20 protein-coding genes and 1 riboswitch are annotated in these 21172 nt (G+C 67.5%); of the genes, 9 read left to right on the top strand and 11 right to left on the bottom strand.

Translation table 11 applies throughout. The features are described from left to right. Positions 1-111: 111 nt before the first annotated feature. A complete protein-coding gene (locus tag AB8M46_RS06215) occupies positions 112-1071 on the top strand; it encodes a zinc-binding alcohol dehydrogenase family protein (RefSeq protein WP_394359780.1) in 960 nt (319 codons plus the stop codon). Here AB8M46_RS06215 and AB8M46_RS06210 read toward each other — a convergent pair whose 3' ends face one another. From AB8M46_RS06210 to AB8M46_RS06190, 5 genes are all read right to left on the bottom strand, one after another. Then, positions 1072-2349, bottom strand: a complete 1278-nt coding sequence (locus AB8M46_RS06210) for an aminodeoxychorismate synthase component I (protein WP_394360849.1) — start codon at positions 2347-2349, stop codon at positions 1072-1074. Between the two features lie 109 nt (positions 2350-2458). After that, entirely contained in the window at positions 2459-3073 is a 615-nt protein-coding gene (locus tag AB8M46_RS06205) for a glycoside hydrolase family 25 protein (RefSeq protein WP_037342442.1), read from the bottom strand. Between the two features lie 93 nt (positions 3074-3166). Then, the gene (locus AB8M46_RS06200; RefSeq protein WP_037340604.1) at positions 3167-3931 is read right to left on the bottom strand and encodes an ABC transporter permease; all 765 of its coding nucleotides are present in this window, start codon (positions 3929-3931) and stop codon (positions 3167-3169) included. Next, the gene (locus AB8M46_RS06195) at positions 3921-4931 is read right to left on the bottom strand and encodes an ATP-binding cassette domain-containing protein (RefSeq protein ID WP_394359779.1); all 1011 of its coding nucleotides are present in this window, start codon (positions 4929-4931) and stop codon (positions 3921-3923) included. The genes AB8M46_RS06200 and AB8M46_RS06195 overlap by 11 nt, the downstream gene beginning before the upstream one ends. 87 nt (positions 4932-5018) lie before the next feature. Beyond that, positions 5019-5615, bottom strand: a complete 597-nt coding sequence (locus AB8M46_RS06190) for a PadR family transcriptional regulator (protein WP_394359778.1) — start codon at positions 5613-5615, stop codon at positions 5019-5021. 62 nt (positions 5616-5677) lie between these two features. Between AB8M46_RS06190 and metG the strand changes: the two genes are divergently transcribed. From metG to AB8M46_RS06175, 3 genes are all read left to right on the top strand, one after another. Then, positions 5678-7471 carry a methionine--tRNA ligase gene (gene metG / locus AB8M46_RS06185; RefSeq protein WP_394359777.1) on the top strand — a complete coding sequence of 598 codons (1794 nt, stop codon included), beginning with the start codon at positions 5678-5680 and terminating at the stop codon, positions 7469-7471. Positions 7472-7478: 7 nt separating this feature from the next. Next, positions 7479-8315: a TatD family hydrolase gene (locus tag AB8M46_RS06180; RefSeq protein WP_394359776.1), complete on the top strand. Its 837-nt coding sequence runs from the start codon at positions 7479-7481 to the stop codon at positions 8313-8315. 413 nt (positions 8316-8728) lie between these two features. After that, positions 8729-10108, top strand: a complete 1380-nt coding sequence (locus AB8M46_RS06175) for a resuscitation-promoting factor (RefSeq protein WP_037340616.1) — start codon at positions 8729-8731, stop codon at positions 10106-10108. A 58-nt stretch (positions 10109-10166) separates the two neighbouring features. Here the strand turns inward: AB8M46_RS06175 and AB8M46_RS06170 are convergent, their stop codons facing one another. Both AB8M46_RS06170 and AB8M46_RS06165 read right to left on the bottom strand, forming a co-directional pair. Beyond that, entirely contained in the window at positions 10167-11180 is a 1014-nt protein-coding gene (locus AB8M46_RS06170) for a DUF222 domain-containing protein (RefSeq protein WP_394359775.1), read from the bottom strand. A gap of 147 nt (positions 11181-11327) precedes the next feature. Next, a complete protein-coding gene (locus tag AB8M46_RS06165; protein WP_394359774.1) occupies positions 11328-11909 on the bottom strand; it encodes a GNAT family N-acetyltransferase in 582 nt (193 codons plus the stop codon). Positions 11910-11949: 40 nt separating this feature from the next. Between AB8M46_RS06165 and rsmA the strand changes: the two genes are divergently transcribed. The 5 genes from rsmA (at position 11950) to AB8M46_RS06140 (ending at position 19019) form a co-directional block, all read left to right on the top strand. Next, the gene (gene rsmA, locus AB8M46_RS06160) at positions 11950-12786 is read left to right on the top strand and encodes a 16S rRNA (adenine(1518)-N(6)/adenine(1519)-N(6))-dimethyltransferase RsmA (protein ID WP_037340623.1); all 837 of its coding nucleotides are present in this window, start codon (positions 11950-11952) and stop codon (positions 12784-12786) included. A 247-nt stretch (positions 12787-13033) separates the two neighbouring features. Further along, a riboswitch (SAM riboswitch) is annotated at positions 13034-13124 on the top strand. 213 nt (positions 13125-13337) lie between these two features. Beyond that, the gene (locus tag AB8M46_RS06155; protein WP_125733494.1) at positions 13338-14348 is read left to right on the top strand and encodes a methionine ABC transporter ATP-binding protein; all 1011 of its coding nucleotides are present in this window, start codon (positions 13338-13340) and stop codon (positions 14346-14348) included. 122 nt (positions 14349-14470) lie between these two features. After that, on the top strand, positions 14471-15436 hold the full coding sequence (locus AB8M46_RS06150) for a 4-(cytidine 5'-diphospho)-2-C-methyl-D-erythritol kinase (RefSeq protein WP_007028772.1): 966 nt from the start codon (positions 14471-14473) through the stop codon (positions 15434-15436). 67 nt (positions 15437-15503) lie between these two features. Beyond that, positions 15504-17276, top strand: a complete 1773-nt coding sequence (locus tag AB8M46_RS06145; protein WP_394359773.1) for an ABC-F family ATP-binding cassette domain-containing protein — start codon at positions 15504-15506, stop codon at positions 17274-17276. 51 nt (positions 17277-17327) lie between these two features. Further along, positions 17328-19019 carry a fatty acyl-AMP ligase gene (locus tag AB8M46_RS06140; protein WP_394359772.1) on the top strand — a complete coding sequence of 564 codons (1692 nt, stop codon included), beginning with the start codon at positions 17328-17330 and terminating at the stop codon, positions 19017-19019. A 60-nt stretch (positions 19020-19079) separates the two neighbouring features. On the opposite strand, the gene AB8M46_RS06135 is transcribed toward AB8M46_RS06140, so the two are convergent. The 4 genes from AB8M46_RS06135 to AB8M46_RS06120 all read right to left on the bottom strand — a co-directional run bounded on the left by AB8M46_RS06135 (position 19080) and on the right by AB8M46_RS06120 (position 21140). Continuing rightward, the gene (locus tag AB8M46_RS06135) at positions 19080-19409 is read right to left on the bottom strand and encodes a DivIVA domain-containing protein (protein WP_038508226.1); all 330 of its coding nucleotides are present in this window, start codon (positions 19407-19409) and stop codon (positions 19080-19082) included. Beyond that, on the bottom strand, positions 19409-19768 hold the full coding sequence (locus AB8M46_RS06130; RefSeq protein ID WP_037340635.1) for a DivIVA domain-containing protein: 360 nt from the start codon (positions 19766-19768) through the stop codon (positions 19409-19411). The genes AB8M46_RS06135 and AB8M46_RS06130 overlap by 1 nt, the downstream gene beginning before the upstream one ends. Positions 19769-19927: 159 nt before the next feature. Then, positions 19928-20524: an aminoacyl-tRNA hydrolase gene (gene pth, locus AB8M46_RS06125; RefSeq protein ID WP_350591751.1), complete on the bottom strand. Its 597-nt coding sequence runs from the start codon at positions 20522-20524 to the stop codon at positions 19928-19930. Between the two features lie 10 nt (positions 20525-20534). Continuing rightward, entirely contained in the window at positions 20535-21140 is a 606-nt protein-coding gene (locus AB8M46_RS06120) for a 50S ribosomal protein L25/general stress protein Ctc (protein WP_037340639.1), read from the bottom strand. Positions 21141-21172: the final 32 nt, after the last annotated feature.

Genomic DNA, 21172 nt, shown 5'->3' with positions numbered 1-21172 from the left:
CGGCGAGGTCAGCTGGCGTTCGAGTGCGGTTTCGATGCGTGAAACATATCACGCGGTGTCTCATGCATGAGACATATGTAAGAATGTCTCATCTCGACGAGGAGGATGCGGATGCGCGCAGTACAGGTGACCGAGTTCGGCGGCCCCGAGGTGCTCAACCTCGTCGACCTTCCCGATCCCGTTCCCGGCCCAGGTCAGCGGCTGATCGAGGTCGACCGGATCGGTATCAACTACGCCGACACGCATCAGGCGGAGAACTCGTACCTCGCGCCGAGCAAGCTCCCGCTCGTCCCCGGCGGCGAGGTCGTCGGCCGCACCGCCGACGGCAACCGGGTCGTCGCGCTGCTCAACGGCGGCGGCGGTTATGCCGAGCGCGCGGTGGCCGACGACGTCACCAGCTACGACGTTCCCGACGGCGTCGACGATCTGACCGCGCTCTCCTGCATCGTCCAGGGCACCACGGCCTCGCTTCTGCTGCGCAAGAGCGCCCACCTCGAACCGGGCGAAACCGTCGTCGTGCACGCGGCCGCGGGCGGGGTCGGCTCCATCGCCGTGCAGCTCGCGAAGGCATGGGGAGCGAGCCGGGTCATCGCGACCGCCAGCAGCGACGAAAAGCGCGCCCTCGCCCTCGAACTGGGCGCCGACGTCGCCATCGATTCGCGGGCCGAGAACATGACCGACGCGCTCCGCGAGGCGAACGGCGGCAAACGCGTCGACATCGTGCTCGACATGACCGGCGGCCCGGTCACGGACCAGAGCATCGCGGCCCTCGCGCCGTTCGGCCGCCTCGCGTTCTACGGAATGGCCAGCCGTGAGAACCCGAAGCCGATCGAAGCCCGCAACCTCCTCGGGCACAGCACCGCCGTGGCCGGGATGTGGCTGCCGCACGCGTTCAAACTTCCCGGAAACGTCTTCGGCCGCGCGCTCGACGAGCTTTTCGAGTTGGCTCTTGCCGGCCGGGTTCGCGCCGTCGCCGGTGGCGAGTACGCGCTGTCCGACGCTCGCGCCGCCCACGAGGCCCTGCGCTCGCGCGGCACGATGGGCAAGCTGCTGCTGGACCCCACCAAGTAATCAGCCGAGCAGGCGCTCCAGCGGAGCGGATTTGTGCAGGCATTCCTGCCATTCCGCGTCGCTGTCGGAGTCGGCGGTGATCCCGCCGCCGACTCCGAGCGCGATCGTGTCTTCGTGGATTTCGAAGGTTCTGATCGCGACGTTCAGTTCCAGGCCGGCGATCGGCGAAGCGAGGCCGATCGCGCCGGTGTAGACGCCACGCGCCGTGGGCTCCAGCTCGGCGATCAGGTCCAGCGCGCGGATCTTCGGCGCGCCCGTCACCGAACCCGGCGGGAACGTGGCCGCGAGCAGGGCGGCGTCGTCGATCCCGTCGGCGATCGATCCCTCCACAGTGGACTCCAGATGCCAGACCCCCGGCGCGGGCCGGACCGCGAGCAGTTCGGGGACACGCACACTGCCGGTGGCGCACACCCGGCCGAGATCGTTGCGGACGAGATCGGTGATCATCACGTTCTCGGCGACGTCCTTGGTGGATTCCCGAAGCCGCCGCGCGAGGTGTTCGTCAGCGGCGTTCCGCCGCGGCAGGGTTCCCTTGATCGGCGTCGACCGGACAGTTCGCCCATGCCTGGCAAGGAAAAGCTCAGGGGAGAACGAGACGACGGAGCCCCAGTCCCCGGCGAGGAACGCCGCCCGGCGGGCTCCCAGGCGACGCACGCCTTCGGCGAACAACGCGATCGGATCGCCGGTGAACCTTCCGCCGAAGCGGGCGCAGATGTTCGCCTGAAAAAGCTCGCCGGCTTCGATCGCGTGCACGCACGCCTTCACGGCGTCGTAGTGTTCCGAAGGAAGCGGCCGTGACAACGGGCCGGAACTCCAAGTCATCGCCTCGGGGAGCTCGGCGAGCGCGGATTCCACCGCGGACACTTCGTCGACCGGATCCGGATCGCCATCGGGAATCAGGGCTTCGAACCACCAGGTTCCGTCCGCGTCCAGCCGGAGAATCCGGTCGACCCAGCCCCACGCGGCCGGGGGAAGCGATCCGGAACGGCCCGAAGGATCGGTCAGGTCGTAGCTCAGATAACCGAACCAGCCGCCCCCGACCGCACCGGGCACCGCGCCACGGACGTCAGGCATCCGAGAGGGGATCGAGAACGCTTCGGATACGTCATGGACCGGAGTCAGCGAAGCGTTCAGCGCGATGACCGCGCGCGAAGAGAACCACTCGCCGCAAAGCGCGGCGGGCGGTGCGAGCCCGAGCTTCCCGGCACGCGCGCCGAGGACCGCCAGTGCCCGTTCGGGCCCGACGTCGGTCCGCAGCTTCCGGCACATCAACCGCACGCGACATTGTCGCCGTTCGAGTGGCCGGAAAAGCAACCCGCCGCTGTCGGAAAGTGAGATCCGCGACCACATGGTGACGTCGTGCGCATCCCCCGTCACGCAGCGGAAACTACAAGAGCACGTCGGTCAGTTTGAAGGGATAGACCACCGCGTCCTGCGCGATCGGTCCGTCCACACCGGGCAATCCGGCGCCGAAACCGTGCTGATGCAATCCCAGCCGCGAGTGGAACCAGCCCGGCCTTCCCGGGATTTCGTTGTGCCTGACCAGCCACAACACGACTTCGCTGTCCGCCCATTTGTCCGGCCGCAACCGGTTCGTCCAGCAGTCGAGCCCCGCGTACACGAGGACGCGTTCGACGCGCGCCGCCTGCCTGACGTGTTTGATCCACGCTTTGATGAACCGGTCGTCGACGCTGGGTGCCTCCACTTCGAGCGCGGGCGCGAGCGAACCGGGTGCGAAGGCGCCGAGCGCGCTCGCCGTCCGCACGAAATGCTCGGCTTGGTCGTGGACGGCACCAGGACGTGCGTAGTGCCGCGCGCCGGTGTGGATGCCGACGTGTTGCGCGCCGGCCAGATTGCGTTCCGCCGCGGCGTCCCGCCAGTTGGTGTTCTCGGTGACGGTGACCGACGCGAACCGGATGTCGGCGCCGCGCACCGCCGCCCAGTCCGTCACCGTCTCACGGTGGGACAGGGTGACGCCGTGCTCGCCTTCCGGATCTATCAAACCCACCCGCCTCGAATTCCGCCCCCAGTACGACCGAAAGGTCACCTTACGTCCGCGGAGCGGCCGCAAGGTGACCTTTCGGTACAGCGTGTCTCAGGCGTTTTCGCGTTGGAACGTCCGCGAGCCCCACCAGATGGCCAGAACGGCCATGACCAGCACCACGACGCTCCCGGTGAACAGCGCGTCCATCGAGAAGTCGCCGCGGAAACTGTTCCGCTCGACATCCACCACGTGCCGGAACGGATTGATGCGGGAAATCGTGTACAGCCAATCCGGCGCCGAGCCCGCGGTGATCGGGATCAGGATTCCGGAAAGCAGCAGCAGCGGCATGAGAACCGCGTTGAGCAAAGCCGGGAAGGCGTCTTCGCTCTTGAGGGTCAGCGCCAGTGCGTACGAGCACGACGCCAGCGTGACCGACAGAAGGAAGACGATCACCAGGCTGAGCACCACGCCGCTGAACGGCGCGTTCAGGTCGAACACCAGATACGCCAGCGCGATGATGAGCAATGCCTGGACGACGGTCTGCAACGCGTTGGCGAGCACCTTGCCCAGCAACAAGGCCACCCGGCTCACCGGGGTGACCCGCAGGCGTTCGACCACGCCCGACCGGTATTCCGCGAGGAGCCCGAACCCGACGAACGAACTCCCGAACAACGCGAGCTGCGCGATGATCGCCGGGGTGAAGATCATCCATCCGTCCACATCGGACAGGCCCTGCGCGTTGAGCGCCTTCACCAGGAGCGGCCCGAAGAAGAACAGATAGAGGAGCGGCTGCATGATGCCGATGGCGAGCCACGTCGGGTTGCGCAACGCCGCGAGCATGTCACGGCGGAAGATCAACCAGGTGTCATGCAGCATGCGTGGTCTCCTTCTCCTCGGCGGAGCCGGTCGGCGCGCCCTCTTCCGCGTCGCGCAGGCTCCGGCCCGTCAGGGTCAGGAACACGTCGTCGAGCGTCGGCCGGTGCACCTGCATGGACGTCATCGCGATGCCACGCGCGTCGAGCGCCCGCAGCAGTTCGGGCATCGCGGTGTCCCCGCGCGGCACCCGGAAACGCACGGCGCCGTCGGTGACCGTCATTTCGTGAGCCCCTTCGAGGCGGCCCGCGACCTCTGCGGTCTCCTTCGCCGACTCCGGTGAGACGCCGATGACGACACTGTCGCCGGAAACCCTCGCTTTCAAGGAGTCCGGCGTGCCTTCGGCGACGATCTTCCCGTCATCGATGACGATCAGCCGGTCCGAGAGCGCGTCGGCCTCGTCGAGATAGTGCGTGGTCAGGAAGACCGTGACGCCCTGCTCGTCGCGCAGCCTGCGGATGTGGTCCCACAGGTTCGCCCGGCTCTGCGGGTCGAGCCCCGTCGACGGTTCGTCGAGGAAGACGAGCCCGGGCGAGTGGATCAGCCCGAGCGCGATGTCGAGCCGGCGGCGCTGTCCACCCGACAGTGTCGCGGTCGTCCGCTGGTCGAGCCCGGCCAGGTCCAGCTGCTCGGCGAGAACGGCCCCACGAGCGAGCGCGTCCTCCTTGCTCATCCGGTACAGCCTGCCCTGGAACTCGATCTCCTCGACGACCTTGCTCGCCGGCGCGGTGCCGCCGCCCTGTGCGACGTAGCCGATTCGCCGGCGCACCCCCAGCGGGTCGGCGAGCAGGTCGCAGCCGCCGACCGTCGCCTCACCGGCGGTGGGCTTGAGCAGCGTCGTCAGCATGCGCAGGGTCGTGGTCTTCCCCGCGCCGTTCGGTCCGAGGAAGCCGACCAGTTCCCCGGCCGACACGTCGAGATCGACGCCCTTGACGGCGTGGACCTCGCCCCCATTGCGGCCCTTGCGGCGGAACCGCCGCTCAAGGCCGCGTGCCTTGATCATGTCTACTCCTTTCGGTGCCCGGCTAGTCAAGTTTGACTAGTGGCTGGACGCACTGTGCCCTAGGAATCGTTCCGTAGTCAAATTTGATTACTTGGGCGGCGCGCCGAACACGGCCTCGTCGTCCGCACCTTCGCCCGCCATCACGTACTCACCGGCTTCGAGGCGGCCGATCAGATCCCTCATCCAGCTCACGTTCGCTTCCGCGTGCACGCTCCACAGGCGGTACAGCTCGCTCACGTGGGGAGGTTTTCCCAGATCGACGGCGTGTTCGCGGGCGTAATGGGTCGACTGGGCGTGCGCTTCCATATTCGCCAACTGCTGTTTCAGCAAGGACAGGACCTGCGCGCGGGGCAGCGTCGGCATGAACGTGACGGCCGCGGACAAGGAGTACCCCGTGGCGTCGTCGCTCGACAGCGCCCTGCCGAGTTGCACGAGGAACTCGGTTTCCCCGTCTTCGGTCAGCCTGTACGCGATCCTGTCGGGCCCACCGCCCGCTTCGACATCCTCGACCTGTTCCAGAAGGCCTTCGCTGGTCATCTTCTTCAGCGCGTGATAGATCGAACCGGGCTGGACGTTGCCCCACTTGTCGGCCGCCCACGAGAGAAGCTCGCGCCGGACCTGGTAGCCGTGCGCCTTGCCGTACATGCGCACGACACCCAGCACCAGCAGACGCGTGGCGGACACCGAGGCCTCCGATCCTCTCCCGGACAACAATGCCTTAGACGACGTCCGTAGGCTAAACAAGCATGAGCACCCCAGTGTTGACTGCGGTGGCCTGGCCCTACGCCAACGGCCCCCGCCACATCGGCCACGTGTCCGGATTCGGCGTCCCGTCCGACGTCTTCTCCCGCTACCAGCGAATGGCCGGCAACCGGGTGCTCATGGTGTCCGGTACCGACGAACACGGCACCCCGATCACCGTCCAGGCCGACAAAGAAGGCATGACCTCCCAGCAGACGGCCGACAAGTACACCCGCCAGATCGGCCAGGACCTGCAAGGGCTCGGCCTCACCTACGACCTGTTCACCCGCACCACCACGGGTAACCACGCCGAGGTCACGCAGCAGATCTTCCTCGCGCTGCACCGCAACGGTTACGTCGTCCCCAAGACGACCCGGGGCGCGATCAGCCCCTCGACCGGCCGCACCCTGCCCGACCGCTACATCGAGGGCACCTGCCCGATCTGCGGCTACGACGGCGCGCGCGGTGACCAGTGCGACAACTGCGGCAATCAGCTCGACGCGGCCGAGCTGATCAACCCGAAGTCCCGGATCAACGGGGAAACGCCGAAGTTCGTCGAGACCGAGCACTATTTCCTCGACCTCTCCGCGTTCGTCGAGACCCTGGGCAAATGGCTGTCCAGCAAGACCGACTGGCGTCCGAACGTCCTCAACTTCACCAAGAACCTGATCGACGACATGCGGCCGCGGCCGATCACCCGCGATCTCGACTGGGGCGTGAAGATCCCGCTGGACGGTTGGCGCGACCAGCCGATGAAGCGCTTCTACGTCTGGTTCGACGCGGTCATCGGCTACTTCTCGGCGAGTGTGGAGTGGGCGCGCCGGACCGGGAACCCGGACGCCTGGCAGGAGTGGTGGAGCAACCCGGAGGCCCGCTCCTACTACTTCATGGGCAAGGACAACATCACCTTCCACGCCCAGATCTGGCCCGCCCTGCTCTTCGGCCACAACGGTGAGGGCGACCGAGGTGGCGTGCCCGGCAAGTACGGCAAGCTGCACCTGCCCGACGAGATCGTTTCCAGCGAGTTCCTCACGATGAGCGGCTCGAAGTTCTCGACCTCGCGCGGCACGGTCATCTACGTGCACGACTTCCTGCGCGACTTCGGCCCGGACACGCTGCGGTACTTCATCTCCGTCGCCGGCCCCGAGACCCAGGACACCGACTTCACCTGGGACGAATTCGTCCGCCGGACCAACTTCGAGCTGGCCAACGAGTGGGGCAACCTCGTCAACAGGTCCATCTCGATGGCGCACAAGAACGTCGGAGCCATCCCGCGTCCCGACGCCCCCACGTCCGCCGACGAGGAGCTCAAGGAGCTCTCGCGCAAGGCGTTCGACACCGCCGGAGCCCACCTGCAGCGGTCTCGGTTCAAGGCGGCGGCGAGCGAGGCCATGCGCGTCGTCACCGCGGCCAACCGGTACCTCTCGGACCAGGAGCCGTGGAAGCTCAAGGACGACCCCGCGCGGCGCGACAGTGTTCTGCACACCGCCCTGCAGGTCGTCTCCGACGCCAACACGCTGCTGACCCCCTTCCTGCCGCACTCGGCGCAGAAGGTGCACGAGGCCCTCGGTGGCACCGGCGTCTGGGCGGCCCAGCCCGAGCTGCAGGAAGTCGAGGACCTCGACATCCCCGGCCGGATCAACCCCATCATCACCGGGGACTACAAGGCCGAGCAGGCGCGCTGGAAGTCCGTGCCCATCGAGGTGGGCAAGCCTCTGGAGAAGCCGACCCCGCTGTTTGCCAAGCTGGACCCGGAGCTCGGCGAGACCGGTCCCGAATGGGCGCCGATCTCGAAATGAGCAACTGATGGGTGCGGAGAAGAAGGAACTGCCGCCGATCCCGGACAGGTTGCCGGTTTCGGTGGTGGACGCGCACACCCACCTCGACGCGTGCGGCGCGGTCACCGCGGCTGATGTGACAGCCATGGTCGACCGCGCCGAGCGCGCCGGCGTGTCGCGGGTGATCACCGTCGCGGACGATCTCGCGGCCGCTCGCTGGGCCGCGCAAGCGTCCACTTGGGACCCGCGGGTGTGGGCCGCCGTCGCGATCCATCCCACGCGTACCAAGGAATTCGGCGAAGCCGAGAAATCCGAAGTGGAGAGTCTCGCGAAAGAGTCCAGAGTGGTCGCGGTCGGCGAGACCGGTCTCGATTACTACTGGGACTATTCACCCCACGACGCCCAGCAGGACGCTTTCCGGTGGCACATCGATCTCGCCAAGCGCATCGGCAAGCCGCTGATGATCCATGATCGAGACGCTCACGACGACGTTCTCCGGATCCTCGAGGAAGAGGGAGCGCCCGAGCAGGTCGTCTTCCACTGTTTCTCCGGGGACGAGCACGTCGCGCGCCGCTGTGTCGACGCGGGATACGTGCTGTCCTTCGCCGGGACGGTCAGCTTCCGCAACGCCCGAGGGCTCCATGAGGCCGCACGGATCGTTCCGGCGGACCAGTACCTCGTCGAAACGGACGCTCCCTTCCTGACCCCGCATCCGTTCCGTGGGCGGCCGAACGAGCCCTACTGCGCCGCCTACACGGTTCGGCACCTCGCCACCCTCAGGGGCGAGGCGGTGCACGAGGTGGCCGAATCGGTGCGAAAGACCGCTGAGCGGGTCTTCCGTTTGCCGACAGTCACCACGGGTTGAACGGATTGCGACATTAGTGATCAGCAATGGTCCACTCTGATGAGTGACCAACGTCACGACACTCCGGGCGGTGTTTGCGCAACCCGGCGAGGTTCGTTACTGTCCCGTGATCGTGCCGGTCGGTACCCGCTCATGCGGTTTCCGGCTGTTACGCCCACAGTCACGTCAGTGCACGTCGGGGAAGCGGAACCAGGAGCGGTACGGCCTGGAACCGTGACGATGGCGCTGGCTGCGGGTGTCGGACTTCTAGAGGTGTGCCGAAGAGCGCATCGAGACGAAGGACGTAGTGGAGCGGTTGTCGAGCTCCTCGACGTCTTGGGAAAGGGAACGACCCAGTGACTGGTAGCAGTAGGCAGGATGGCTCGCGCCTCGGCGCAGAGACGAACACCTTCGCTTCCGCCGGCTCGGTCGCCGTGCTCGACCGCGACACCCACTACGGCGAGCTCGACTACTCCGACGATCCGCGCATCACGCACCAGGACGTCCTGGCCGCGCTCGGCCCCGACGCCGACGCCCTGATGGCCGAGATCGACGTCGACGTTGACGAGCTGATCCGCCTCATCAGCGCCGAGACCACCATGCTCCCGCCGATCGTCATTCCGGACGAGGTGGCCGAGGACCGCACCGCGGGCGCGCCGATGAAGGTCGCGACCAAGGACGAGGTCATCTCGAACTCGACCCGCGTCTGGAAGAAGCGGTTCCTCAAGGGGACCGTCATGGCGGTGCTGCTCACCCTCGGCGGTGGCGGCGCGGCAGCGATGGCGATGAACAAGAGCGTCACGCTCGACGTCGACGGCAAGCAGCAGACCGTCCACAGCTTCGGCGACACCGTCGGCGAGGTCCTCGAAGACGCCGGTCTCTCGGTCGGCGCGCACGACTCGCTCTCGCCCTCGCCTCAGGCCGAGGTGGGCGACGGCGGCGTCATCAAGCTGGAGCGCGGCCGCAAGCTGAACCTGATCGTCGACGGCGCGCCGCAGCAGGAGTCCTGGGTCCGCGCGACCAACCTCGGCGAAGCGTTGAACCAGCTCGGTCGCGCCGACCTCGCCAAGGCCGGCACCTGGACCTCGCTCCCGCAGAACGGCGAGCTGCCGCTCGAGGGCGCCACCGTCGAGGTCAAGACCCTCAAGAACGTCACGGTCTACGACGGCGCGAACGAACCGCGCAAGGTTCAGACCAACTCGGTGACCACCCAGGAATTCCTCGGTGAGCTCCGGATGACCCTCGGCCCGGACGACGAGGCCGTCGGCGGTCTCGACGTCAAGCTGGTCGACGGCGCCGAGGTCCACATCAGCCGGACCGGCGTCACCATGGTCAAGCAGAACGAGGAAATCGCTCCGCCCGAGCAGAAGGTCGACGACCCGGAGCTCGAAAAGGGCAAGACCAAGGTCGAGGACCCGGGCACCCCGGGCCAGAAGACCGTGACCTACAAGGTCACCAAGCGCAATGGCAAAGAGGTCGGCCGCGAAAAGGTCTCGGAAGAGGTCATCACCGAGGCCAAGCCCAAGATCGTCAAGGTCGGTACCAAGAAGCCCGCCGATCCGGTCATCGGAGACGCCGGAGCCTGGGACCGCATCGCCCAGTGCGAGTCGACCGGCAACTGGGCCGCCAACACCGGCAACGGCTACTACGGTGGCCTGCAGTTCAACAAGAGCACCTGGGACGCCTACGGTGGCGAGCAGTACGCCGCGTACCCGCACCAGGCCAGCAAGGCCCAGCAGATCGCTGTCGCCGAGAAGGTCCGCGACGCGCGTGGTGGCTACAGCGCTTGGCCGCACTGCGGCAAGAAGGCCTGACGCCAGATCGTCCTCCTTTCCTGAAGGTCACCATGTGGGTTCGCCCGCACGGTGGCCTTCAGGCCGTTAGAGGCTTCTGCGGCTGTGTCGGATTCCCGGATCTAGGTCTCGACAGTCGCGCCCACCATCGAGCGGGCCGTAGGTGGGCGACATTCCGGGGTCCTCCAGCCGCGGTGGCCGCTTGCACGCCTTCGTCGCCGCGGTGGCGGCCCTGTGGCGGCATCTGGGTGGGCTTAGGGTGACTCGCTGGTTCCTCGCTGGGCTGTGCGGGCTGAGGCTCCTCAGCGGCCCGCTCCGCGGTCTGCCGGGGCGCGGGGATGTCCGGGCCGGCCTCCGCGAGGTCGACGATCTCCGCGAACGCGTCGCCGCGTCTCTCCGCCGGCGCACGGTCGTCGGCTACCTCGCCGGGAGCCGGATACGCACGTGGCACCAGGAGCGCGTTCAGGCGGGCGCCTGTCTCAGGGTCGAGGTTCCCGCGCATGTCCCAGCGGCCGGTCCGTTTCTGGCGCAACCAGAATTCGCTTCGTTGACGTTTCGGCTCGGGATCGTCTTTGGGCTTCCCATCCGGATCGTGTCGTGCGAGCAGGTCGGTGCCCACCATGGTGACGTCGCGCGGTCTTGCGACAGCCGCGAGTTCGACCAGGCCCTTTTCGGCGTCAAGCCGCTCGTCCGCGTCGAGGTGGTCCGGCAGCCTCTTCATGACGGTGACGATCCGGTCGATACCCGCCTCGGCCAACGCGCCGGTACTGGCCGACTCGCCGGTCAACGGCGCGACGGGGTCGATCGACGTGCCGTCGCGCGCCCGTCTCGAATTGAGCGCGAGCGCTCTGCTTGCCACTTTCTGAGCCTCTGCTCGAGGCACTCGAGCCACATGCTCGTAGAAGGCGGCGATCGAGTTGTATCCGTAGAGGTCTCGGACCCCACGTGCCTCGATCTCGGCCAGGATCTGGCCGACTTCGGCGAACAGACGTCGCCCTTCGCGTAGCCGTGTCTGCAACTCGTCGAGGAGCAGTTCGGCGTCGCCTTCCGGCAGGTTGAGCGGGAAGGCCTTGGGAGTATTTGTGCTGGTCATCCCTCGATTGTCGAGGCAGATTCGAACGAATGCACGGTATCGATCGGGTGGATGATCATTACGCTCCGGCTGCGCTGACCTGCGCCGATCACACGGGAGTGGGATACGTGTCAGTTCGAAAACGCCATACGGATGGTGGGGGCGGGATCACGGCTCGGCGCTCAACTGGTTCATCCGGTCCCACTCCTCCCGGAGCACCCCATAGACGACCGCGTCATGCACGCCTCCGGACCAGCGTCGAGCGCGTCGGAACCGGCCTTCCTCGACGAATCCCAGCCGCTGCCCGACGGCGATCATCCCCGGGTTCCCCGAGAACGTGGCGAAGTCCAGGCGGAGCGTGTCGGTGCGAGCGAACAAATAGGTCGTCCACAGGCGTAAGGCCTCAGTGCCGTACCCGCCGCCCCAGTACCGCTCGTCGTAGATCACCAAGCCCATCCGCCGCCAGTCGGTCTGCCTGCTTTCCCAGTACCAGCTGACCCTGCCGATCAAGCCGCCGTCCTTCAGATCGCATACGGCGAGGCTGGTGCGGGGATCGGAGGGCTCGGCCGTGGGCGTGGTGAGTTCGCGTGCCGTCGAGTCGGCCGCTGCCGCGGTCGGGGTGCCGAAGTATGGCCCGTTCGTTTCGTGCCAGGGCCGCGTGGGATCGAGTAGGTCGCGAAGCGGTCGAAGGTCACTCGGCGTCCAGTCGCGCAGCCGGACTTTCTCGCCTTCGAGTACGACGTCGTCCACCGGCCAATAGTGGCCCACCGGGGCTAGTTACGATCGTCGGGTGACTGAACTGCTCGGTCCTGCGGAGATCAGGGCGCTGGCGGCCGAGCTGGACGTACGTCCGACTAAGAAGCTCGGCCAGAACTTCGTGCACGATCCCAATACGGTGCGACGCATCGTCGACCTCTCGGGGGTAGGCGAAGGCGACGTCGTGTTGGAGGTCGGGCCAGGCCTCGGCTCCTTGACGCTCGGACTGCTCGCGACCGGCGCCGAGGTCGTCGCGGTCGAAATCGATCCTGTGCTGGCGGGGCGATTGCCGAATACCGCCGCCGAACGGGGCGGAGCCGAACGATTGACGGTCGTCGGCGCGGACGCGTTGCGGATCACGGCGGACGACCTGCCCGCGAGTCCGACGGCGCTCGTCGCGAATTTGCCGTACAACGTTGCGGTTCCGGTCGTGCTTCACCTGCTGGCCGAGCTGCCGTCGCTGACCAGTGGCCTCGTGATGGTCCAGACCGAAGTGGCGGACCGGATGGCGGCCGGTCCAGGGAGCCGGACTTACGGCGTCCCCAGCGTCAAGCTCGCGTGGTACGGAAAGGCGCGCAAGGTCGCCGCGGTGCCTCGCGCGGTGTTCTGGCCCGTTCCGAACGTGGACTCCGCACTGGTCGCTTTCGAGCGGGGTGAGGTGGTCTCGTCCGTGGACCGCGAGCGATTGTTCGCGGTGGTCGACGCCGCCTTCTCCCAGCGGCGGAAGACCTTGCGCGCCGCGTTGGCGTCATGGGCCGGTTCCGCCGAACGCGCGGGGGCGCTGCTCGAGAAGGCGGGTATCGATCCCAAGACGCGCGGTGAGCAGTTGGATGTCCACCAGTTCGCGCGGATCGCCGCAGCCGCGGGTTGACCGCCTGCTAGGGATGTGACCGGCACCGCGCGAACGCCCCTCGGCCCAGGTCAGCACGAGTGCGTAAGTCTTCCTCTCGATCTGTATGAGCCGGCATTGTCTTAGCAGGTAGCACGCCTGGGGCAGGCCGAAGGCGCCCGCCTTTGTTCCAATATATGGACAGCGCATCCTGTATGATGGACGCGACCAGACGTGTGATCTGCGCCTACGCGCTTGCTTTCATCCAGTGGGATCGGTTTTACTCAGTGAGCCATCCCGAGCGACTGAGAGACCTGGCTCGCCGAAGTCGCAGCAACCACCCTCCACAGGGCAGGTGCTACAGCCAGGACCGATGGAGGCTGTGCCTAATGAACAGGGTCACCCACCCGCTCCTGCTGACCAGGCGACGTGTCGTCGATGAAGGTCGCCGCACGGTAAGTGCGTGTCGACGCTCCACCGTTACTGCCTGAGTCCTTCTCCCTTACCTCTGAAAACCGTCCGTTTCCGGACGGTCACTCGGTGACGGTCGGCGCGCTCGAAAGAAGCAGCGCCCCATTCGCATGGAGCCTCTCGTGATCACTGTCGAAAACCTGTCCAAATCCTTTCCCCTCAACGGAAATCCCGTCGTCGCGCTGCGCGATGTGAGCGTGGACATCCAGGCGGGCTCGCTGTTCGGAGTCGTCGGCCCGGCCGGCTCCGGCAAGTCGACCCTCGCTCGTTGCATCGGTCTTCAGGAGCGCCCCGACCGCGGCGTCGTCCGCCTCGACGGCCTCAACACCGGGACCCTCGACGGACGCCGCCTGCGCGAGATCCGGCGGCAGGTCGGTGTCGTGAGCACCAAACCGGAATTGCTCGCTGAGCGCACCATCGCCGGCAACATCGCTTCCCCGCTCGAACAGCTCGGTCTCGACGGGCCGCAGCGCCGCAACCGGGTCGGCAACCTGCTCGACCTGGTCGGTCTCACCCCTCGGGCGGGGCAGCGGCCGGGCGACCTGTCCGAAGGGCAGCTGCGTCGAGTCGCCATCGCCAAAGCGCTGGCCGCCGGGCCGTCCGTGCTCTTGGCCGACGACCCGACCGCCGGTGTGCAGTCCGAGGAGACCGGCGCGGTCCTGACCGTGCTCGACCGGGCCCGTGCCGAGCTCGGAGTCACCGTGCTGCTCACCACTCCCGACGCCGGCGTGGTTCGCCGTGTCTGCGACGACGTCGCGGTTCTGGAGGCTGGGGCGATCATCGAACGCGGGACCGTGCTCGACCTGGTCTCCGACCCGAACAGCCGGACCGCGCAGGCGCTGCTTCCCGCGATCGAGACCGGGCGGGCGCAGGCCTCGAAGTACGACCGGGCTGTGGACGTCGTGCTCGTCGGCTTCGCTTCGGTCGGTGCGCTCCTCCCGGAGGCCGCCGGTCGCTTCGACGTCGAACTCGCCACCATCGGCGGCGGCCTGACCCGGATCGGCGACACGCCGGTGGGCCGGTTCCGTCTCGGTGTGCGGGGTGAGCGCGCGGACGCCGCGCTCGCCTGGATCGCCGAACGCGGCGGCCACGTGACCCACCCGGTCCGCGGACCGCAGGGTGTCGCTGCCTGATTCCTCCACGAACGGGCCGCTCAGGACGAAATCCGTCCGGGGCGGCCCGTTCGTGTCCGACTCGTCCTGTTCTCTTTTCTCCTGGTGACAGCGCAAGTGGGAAGGCCACGTAGGCTTGACGGGTGCTCGCCGTCGTACCGCCCCCAGTAACCGTCAGGGTTCCCGCCAAGGTCAACCTGCACCTGTCGGTCGGTGACGTACGCCCGGACGGCTACCACGAGCTGGTGACCGTGTTCCAGGCGCTTTCCTTGACCGACGAGGTGACCGTCGCGGTCACCGAAGATCCCGGTGTCGAGGTCTACGGCGAAGGCGAAGGCTCCGTACCTACGGGGGCCAACAACCTCGCCTGGAAGGCGGCGCAGGCGCTGGCGGCACATGTCGGCAAGGCGGACGGCGAGTCCAAGGTCAGGGTCGTACTGCGCAAAGGCATCCCGGTGGCAGGTGGGATGGCCGGTGGTAGCGCCGACGCGGCCGCGACCCTGGTGGGGCTCGCGTCGCTTTGGAAGCTCGACATCTCCCGAGACGAACTGGCGGGTATCGCCGCGAAGCTCGGCAGTGACGTCCCGTTCGCGCTCTACGGCGGGACCGCGTTGGGCACCGGCCGGGGTGAGCAGCTGGTGCCGGTCTTGTCGCGGCACACCTTCCATTGGGTCCTGGCCTTCGACCAGCGAGGTCTTTCGACGCCGAGGGTGTTCGGCGAGCTGGACAAGTTGCGTGAAGAGGGCAGCCCGCCGCGGATCGGTTCGCACACCCCGGTGGTCGAGGCGCTGGCGTCCGGCGACCCGCGGCAGCTGGCGCTGCTTCTCGGCAATGACCTTCAGGCGGCCGCCGTCTCGTTGCGGCCGGGGCTGCGTCGCACCTTGCGGGCCGGGGTCAACGCGGGTGCGCTCGCCGGCACCGTCTCCGGCTCCGGACCGACCTGTGCCTTTCTGTGCGCGGATGCCCAATCGGCCGTCGAGGTCGCCGCGGAGCTGTCCGGCGCGGGTGTCTGCCGCACGGTACGCGTCGCGCACGGGCCGGTGCCCGGAGCGCGGCTGGTCGGCGGCGATGACGCTCCGCGGCCGTCTCCGCCGCGGGTGCACGCGTGAGGGTGTCCGAAATAGACATCGACTAATTCGTTGTGGTGCAAGCTTTTCGGAAAGGATCGGCTGAGGCATGGCCAACTTGGTCAACCTGGAGTCGGTGAGCAAGTCCTTCGGGGTGCGCCCGCTGCTCGACGGTGTTTCGCTCGGTGTGGCGGAGGGGCAGCGTATCGGTGTCGTCGGTCTCAACGGGGGTGGGAAGACGACGCTGCTGGAGGTGCTCGCGGGGATCAGCGAGCCGGATACGGGACGGGTCAGTCAGGTCCGTGGCTTGCGGATGGCCGTGGTCACCCAGCGGACCGAGCTGCCCGCCGGCAGCACTGTCGGCGATGTCGTGCTGGAACGTTACGGCGCGGAACACGAGTGGGCCGCTGACGCGCGTGTCCGGTCCATTATGGACGGTCTGGGGATCACCGCTCTCGGCGTCGAAAAGGAAACCGCGAACCTGTCCGGTGGCGAACGCCGCCGGGTGGCGCTGGCGGCCGCTCTCACCGGTGAACTGGACCTCGTGGTCCTCGACGAGCCGACCAACCACCTGGACGTCGAAGGCGTCCGCTGGCTCGCGGATCACCTGCTGAACCGCAAGATCGCGGTCGTGGTCGTCACGCACGACCGGTGGTTCCTCGACACGGTTGCGAGCCTGACCTGGGAGGTCACCAACGGCCGCGTCGAGCAGTACGAAGGCGGGTACGCGGACTGGATCTTCGCGCGGGCCGAACGGGCGCGACTGGCGGCGACCGCCGAGGAGAAGCGGCAGAACCTGGCGCGTAAGGAGCTCGCGTGGCTGCGTCGCGGCCCGCAGGCCAGGACCTCGAAGCCGCGTTACCGCGTAGAGGCGGCTGAGGCGCTGATCTCCGATGTGCCGGAGCCGCGTGATTCGGTCGAGTTGCAGGCGTTCGCGCGTCGGCGGCTGGGCAAGACCGTGCTGGAGATCGAGGACGCCACGTTGACCGTCGGCGACCGCACCCTGCTCGATCACGTCACCTGGCGGATCGGCCCCGGCGACCGGGTCGGTCTCGTCGGCGTCAACGGGTCGGGCAAGACCACGCTCCTCAAGCTGCTCGGCGGCGACAAGGAACCCGAGACGGGGCGACGTATCCAGGGCAAGACGGTCAGCCTCGCGCACCTGCGGCAGGAACTCGACGACCTGCCGGGTGATCTGCGCGTGCTGCAGGCGATCGAAGAGGTGTCCGGCCGGGTCGTGTTCGGCAAGCAGGAGCTCACGGCTTCGCAGCTCGCCGAGAAGCTGGGGTTCCCCGCAGCGAGGCAGTGGACGCCGGTCGAGGACCTTTCCGGTGGAGAACGACGCCGTCTGCAGCTGTGCCGGCTTCTGATGGCCGAGCCCAACGTGTTGTTGCTCGACGAGCCGACGAACGATCTCGACATCGACACTTTGCAGCAGCTCGAAGACCTGCTGGATTCCTGGCCGGGCAGCCTCGTCGTCGTCTCGCACGACCGGTACCTGGTGGAACGCGTCTGCGACACGATCGTGGCCCTGTTCGGGGACGGGCAGGTGACCCACTTGCCCGGCGGCATCGAGGAGTACCTGGACCGGCGCGCCAAGAGCCTCGACAAGGCCGGTAGTGACCGGAAGGCGGGCAACGCGCAGGCCGCCGCACCCAAGAAGAGCGCCGCGGAGCAGCGTGCGGCGCAAAAGGAGCTGTCCCGTCTCGAACGCAAGCTCGACCAGCTGCACGCGAAGGAAGAGAAGCTGCATGCGGCGCTTCTCGCCGCGGCGACCGATCCGACGAAGCTCATCGAGCTGAACACCGAACTGAAGGCTGTCGAAACGGAAAAAGAGGAGGTCGAAGCTAAGTGGCTCGAGACCTCCGAAGCGATCGAATGAGTTCACGCGACGGCGCGCGGGTCTTCCAGCGCGGACAGTAGTGTGACGCGCATGAGTCGGTTCGTGGACACGCTCGTCGCCACCGCGGCGGGGCGAGGTCAGCAGCGGGGAATGGTCACCGGGGAGCCCAAGGAGCCGGTTCGGCGGACCTGGGCCGAGATCCACGAGCAGGCCAAACGGGTCGCCGGGGGTCTGGTGGCGGCCGGGCTGGAGCCCGGCAAAGCGGTCGCGGTCCTGGCGGCGGCGCCGTCGCTGATCGCGCCGACGGTTCAAGCGGTTTGGCTCGCCGGCGGCAGCGTGACGATGCTGCACCAGCCGACGCAGCGCACCGACCTCGCGGAATGGGCCGAGGACACCGTTCGCGTGCTGCGGATGATCGGTTCCGGCCTGGTTCTGCTCGGTGAGCCGTTCGACCAGCTGGCGCCGGTGCTCACCGAGCACGGCATCGCCTTCCAGGTCATCACCGAGCTGCTCGAAGCGGAACCGTTGGCGGAGCCCGTGCCGACGGCCGAATCCGATACGGCGCTCCTGCAACTGACCAGCGGGTCGACGGCCGACCCGAAGGCCGTTCAGATCACCTACGGAAACCTGTATTCGAACGTCAAGGCGATGGTCGATCGGGCCGAGTTCGATTTCGACGTCGACGTGATGGTCTCGTGGCTGCCCACCTTCCACGACATGGGGATGGTCGGCTTCCTGACGGTCCCGATGACCTTCGGTGTCGAGCTCGTCAAGATCACGCCGCTCGAGTTCCTGTCCGGACCGTTGATCTGGCCGCAGCTGATCAGCAAGTACAACGGCACGACCACGGCCGCGCCGAATTTCGCGTACGCGATCGTGGGCAGGCGGATGGCCCGCGTCGAGGACGACAACGCGTACGACCTCTCGAAGCTTCGGATCGCGTTGAACGGCGCCGAGCCGATCGACGAAACGGCCGTGCAGACGTTCGTTGATGCAGGGGCGCGCTTCAAGATGCCCGCCGAATGCGTCTTCCCGGCGTACGGCATGGCGGAGGCGACTCTCGCGGTTTCGTTCGCGCCGTTGTTCACCGGCTTGACGCTGGACGTCGTCGAGGCCGACGCGCTCGAGACGGATAACCGCGCGGTGCCGGTCCCCGAGGGCGACCCGCGCCGCGGGACCGACGAGGTCCGGTCCTTCGCCGTGCTCGGGCCACCGCTCGACGGGCTCGAGGCTGAGATCGTCGACGACAAGGGAACCGTGCTCGGGGAACGCCAGGTCGGGGAGATCCGCCTGCGGGGCGAGGCCGTGACGCCGGGGTACCTGACCATGGACGGTCCGCTCGCGACCCAGGACGAGGACGGCTGGCTGCTCACCGGCGACCTCGGTTACCTGGTCGACGGCATGATCGTGATCTGCGGGCGCCGTAAGGACGTCATCATCATGGGCGGCCGGAACCTGTATCCGACCGACATCGAACGAGCGGCGACTTCGGTCGAAGGGGTGCGCGCGGGGAACGCCGTGGCCGTGCGGCTCGACGCCGGCAGCCGACGGGAACGGTTCGCGGTCGTCGTCGAATCGAAACTCGCCGGGGACCCGGAAACGGAGAAGGCGCTGGCGAAGGAGGTCGCGGCCAAGGTGCGTGGCGCCGTCGACATGCGGCCTTTCGCTGTTGTGGTGCTCCCTGCGGGGAGCCTGCCGAAGACACCCTCGGGCAAGGTGAAGCGGGCCGCGACCGCCGTTCAGTTCGCGGACAAGATCGCCAAGAACGCGGCGACCAGCTGAGACGAAAGGGCCGGGTCCGCGAGTATCGCGGCCCGGCCCTTTCGCGGCACCTCCCGTGGGTCAGCGGCGTCGCCACAATGGCTTGCGGTTATGGGTGTGCTCCAGTGCGGGCGCTATGTAGTAGCCGGAAGACTGGGACAACCCGGCCAACGTCCCCTCGACGTCTCGCAGGAACGCGTCGACGGCTGCCGGGTCGTAGCCTCGTTTCGAGAGCGGCGCTTTGGCGAACGCCACGTTGTGGACGTCCGAAACCGACAGGTCGTCGTCGCCGTCGAGAGTCGCCGCGACCCGTTCGAGGAAGGCGTCGACCGCAGGTTCGTGGTAGCCACGCGCACCGATCGGCGCCCTGTCGAACTGCCGGGTTCTGGCCTCGAACGCGGTGACGGGCACTAGCGCTCCCGGAGGGTCTCGATGGGACCGCGGTCCGGAACGGCGCGTTCGGCGGTGGCTTCGTCTTCTCCTCGGGCGCCGGGCACGTGGAGTGCGTGCTGGCCGGTGCGGTGGGCGAGTTGCCCCTCGACCTTGTCGAGGAAATCGTCGACTTCGCGTTCGTCGTAGCCGCGCTTCCCGATCAACGGACGCGAGAACATGACGTGGTGGACCTCGGCGGCCGTCAGGTCGTCCCGGTCCGAGAGCGTGTCGGCGATCCGTTCCAGGAACGCGTCGACCTCGTGTTTGGCGTATCCGCGCCGCCCGATCGGGGCGTTCGGGAAAGTGGCGCCGGTGATGTCTTCGGCCGTAAACGACATGAAACTCTCTCCGGTTTCGGTGGGGAATGCGATCTCCGCATTCCGTCCTAACGGGTTTGAGAGTTCCCCGGAAGAGCTCGCCCTATTCCACGACTCGATCAGGGGCGTGGTGAAACGCCTTCGAGTGACGAGGCGTAACGCACCGCCATGTGAGCGGGTTCACCCAGCGTGGAAGGTGTTCTGGGCCGCCGCGAGACCAGTGCTGATAAGCGCTTCAACGGCGTCGGCGCAACGATCGATCTCGAAAGCGAGCTCTTTGCGTTCGACCGTCGAGAAGTCTTTCAGCACGAAATCGGCCGGATCCTGCCGCCCCGGAGGCCTGCCGACACCGAAACGGACACGGTAGTAATCCTTCGTGCCCAGGGATTTGGTGATCGAGCGGAGACCGTTGTGGCCGTTGTCGCCGCCGCCCAGCTTCATCTTGATCGCGCCGAAGTCGACGTCCAGCTCGTCGTGGACGACCACGACACCGGCCGGGGGGATCTTGTAGAACCGGGCTGCGCCCACGACCGGGCCGCCCGAGAGGTTCATGTACGAACGCGGCTTGGCCAAAACCACCCGCTGGCCCGCTAGCCTGCCTTCGAGGATTTCGGCGCCGCTCTTGTGCGCTTTGAACTTGCCGCCGACGCGGCCGGCCAGTTCGTCGAGCACCATGAAGCCGACGTTGTGCCTGTTGCCCGCGTATTGGGGGCCGGGATTGCCGAGGCCGGCGAGCAGGATCTGCTCGCCGGCCCCGGGAAGTACTGCTTCGGTCACACCGGTGACTTTATTCGGCGTCCTCGGCGGGGGTCTCCGCAGCCTCGGCCTCTTCGCCCTCGAGCGAGGACTCGGACGGCGCCTCGTTCACGGCGACGACCAGCGCCTCGGCGTCGGTGACCAGGGTGGCGCCCTGCGGCAGGGTGACCTGCGAGGCGAGGATCTGGGTGCCGGCTTCGACGCCCTCGACCGAGACCTCGACCTGCTCGGGGATGTGCAGCGCCTCGACCTCGACCTGAAGGGTGTCGAGGTCGGTGGTGACCAGGGTGCCTGGGCCCGCGGTGCCGGTGACGACGACGGGGACGTCGACGGTGACCTTCTCGCCGCGGCGGACGACCAGCAGGTCGACGTGCTCGATGTAGTTCTTCAGCGGGTGGACGACGATGGTCTTCGTCAGCGCCAGCTCGCTCTTGCCCTCGAGCTCGAGGGTGATGACGGCGTTGCTGCCGTTCTCACGCACGACGCGGGCGAACTCGAGCGCGGGCAGGGCGTAGTGGCGCGGGTCCGAGCCGTGCCCGTACAGCACCGCGGGGATCTTGCCGGCGCGACGCGTGCGACGCGCGGCACCCTTGCCGAATTCGGTGCGGGGCTCGACGGACAGGGTTACCTCGGACACGGTGTAGCACTCCTTCAATTCACCAACATGTT

The sequence above is a fragment of the Amycolatopsis sp. SB7-3 genome (genome assembly GCF_041021335.1).
In the GTDB taxonomy this organism is placed as follows: Bacteria; Actinomycetota; Actinomycetes; order Mycobacteriales; family Pseudonocardiaceae; genus Amycolatopsis; species Amycolatopsis japonica.
The sequence above is the reverse complement of the archived record's forward strand: the minus strand, read 5'-3'. Positions and strand labels throughout refer to the sequence as shown.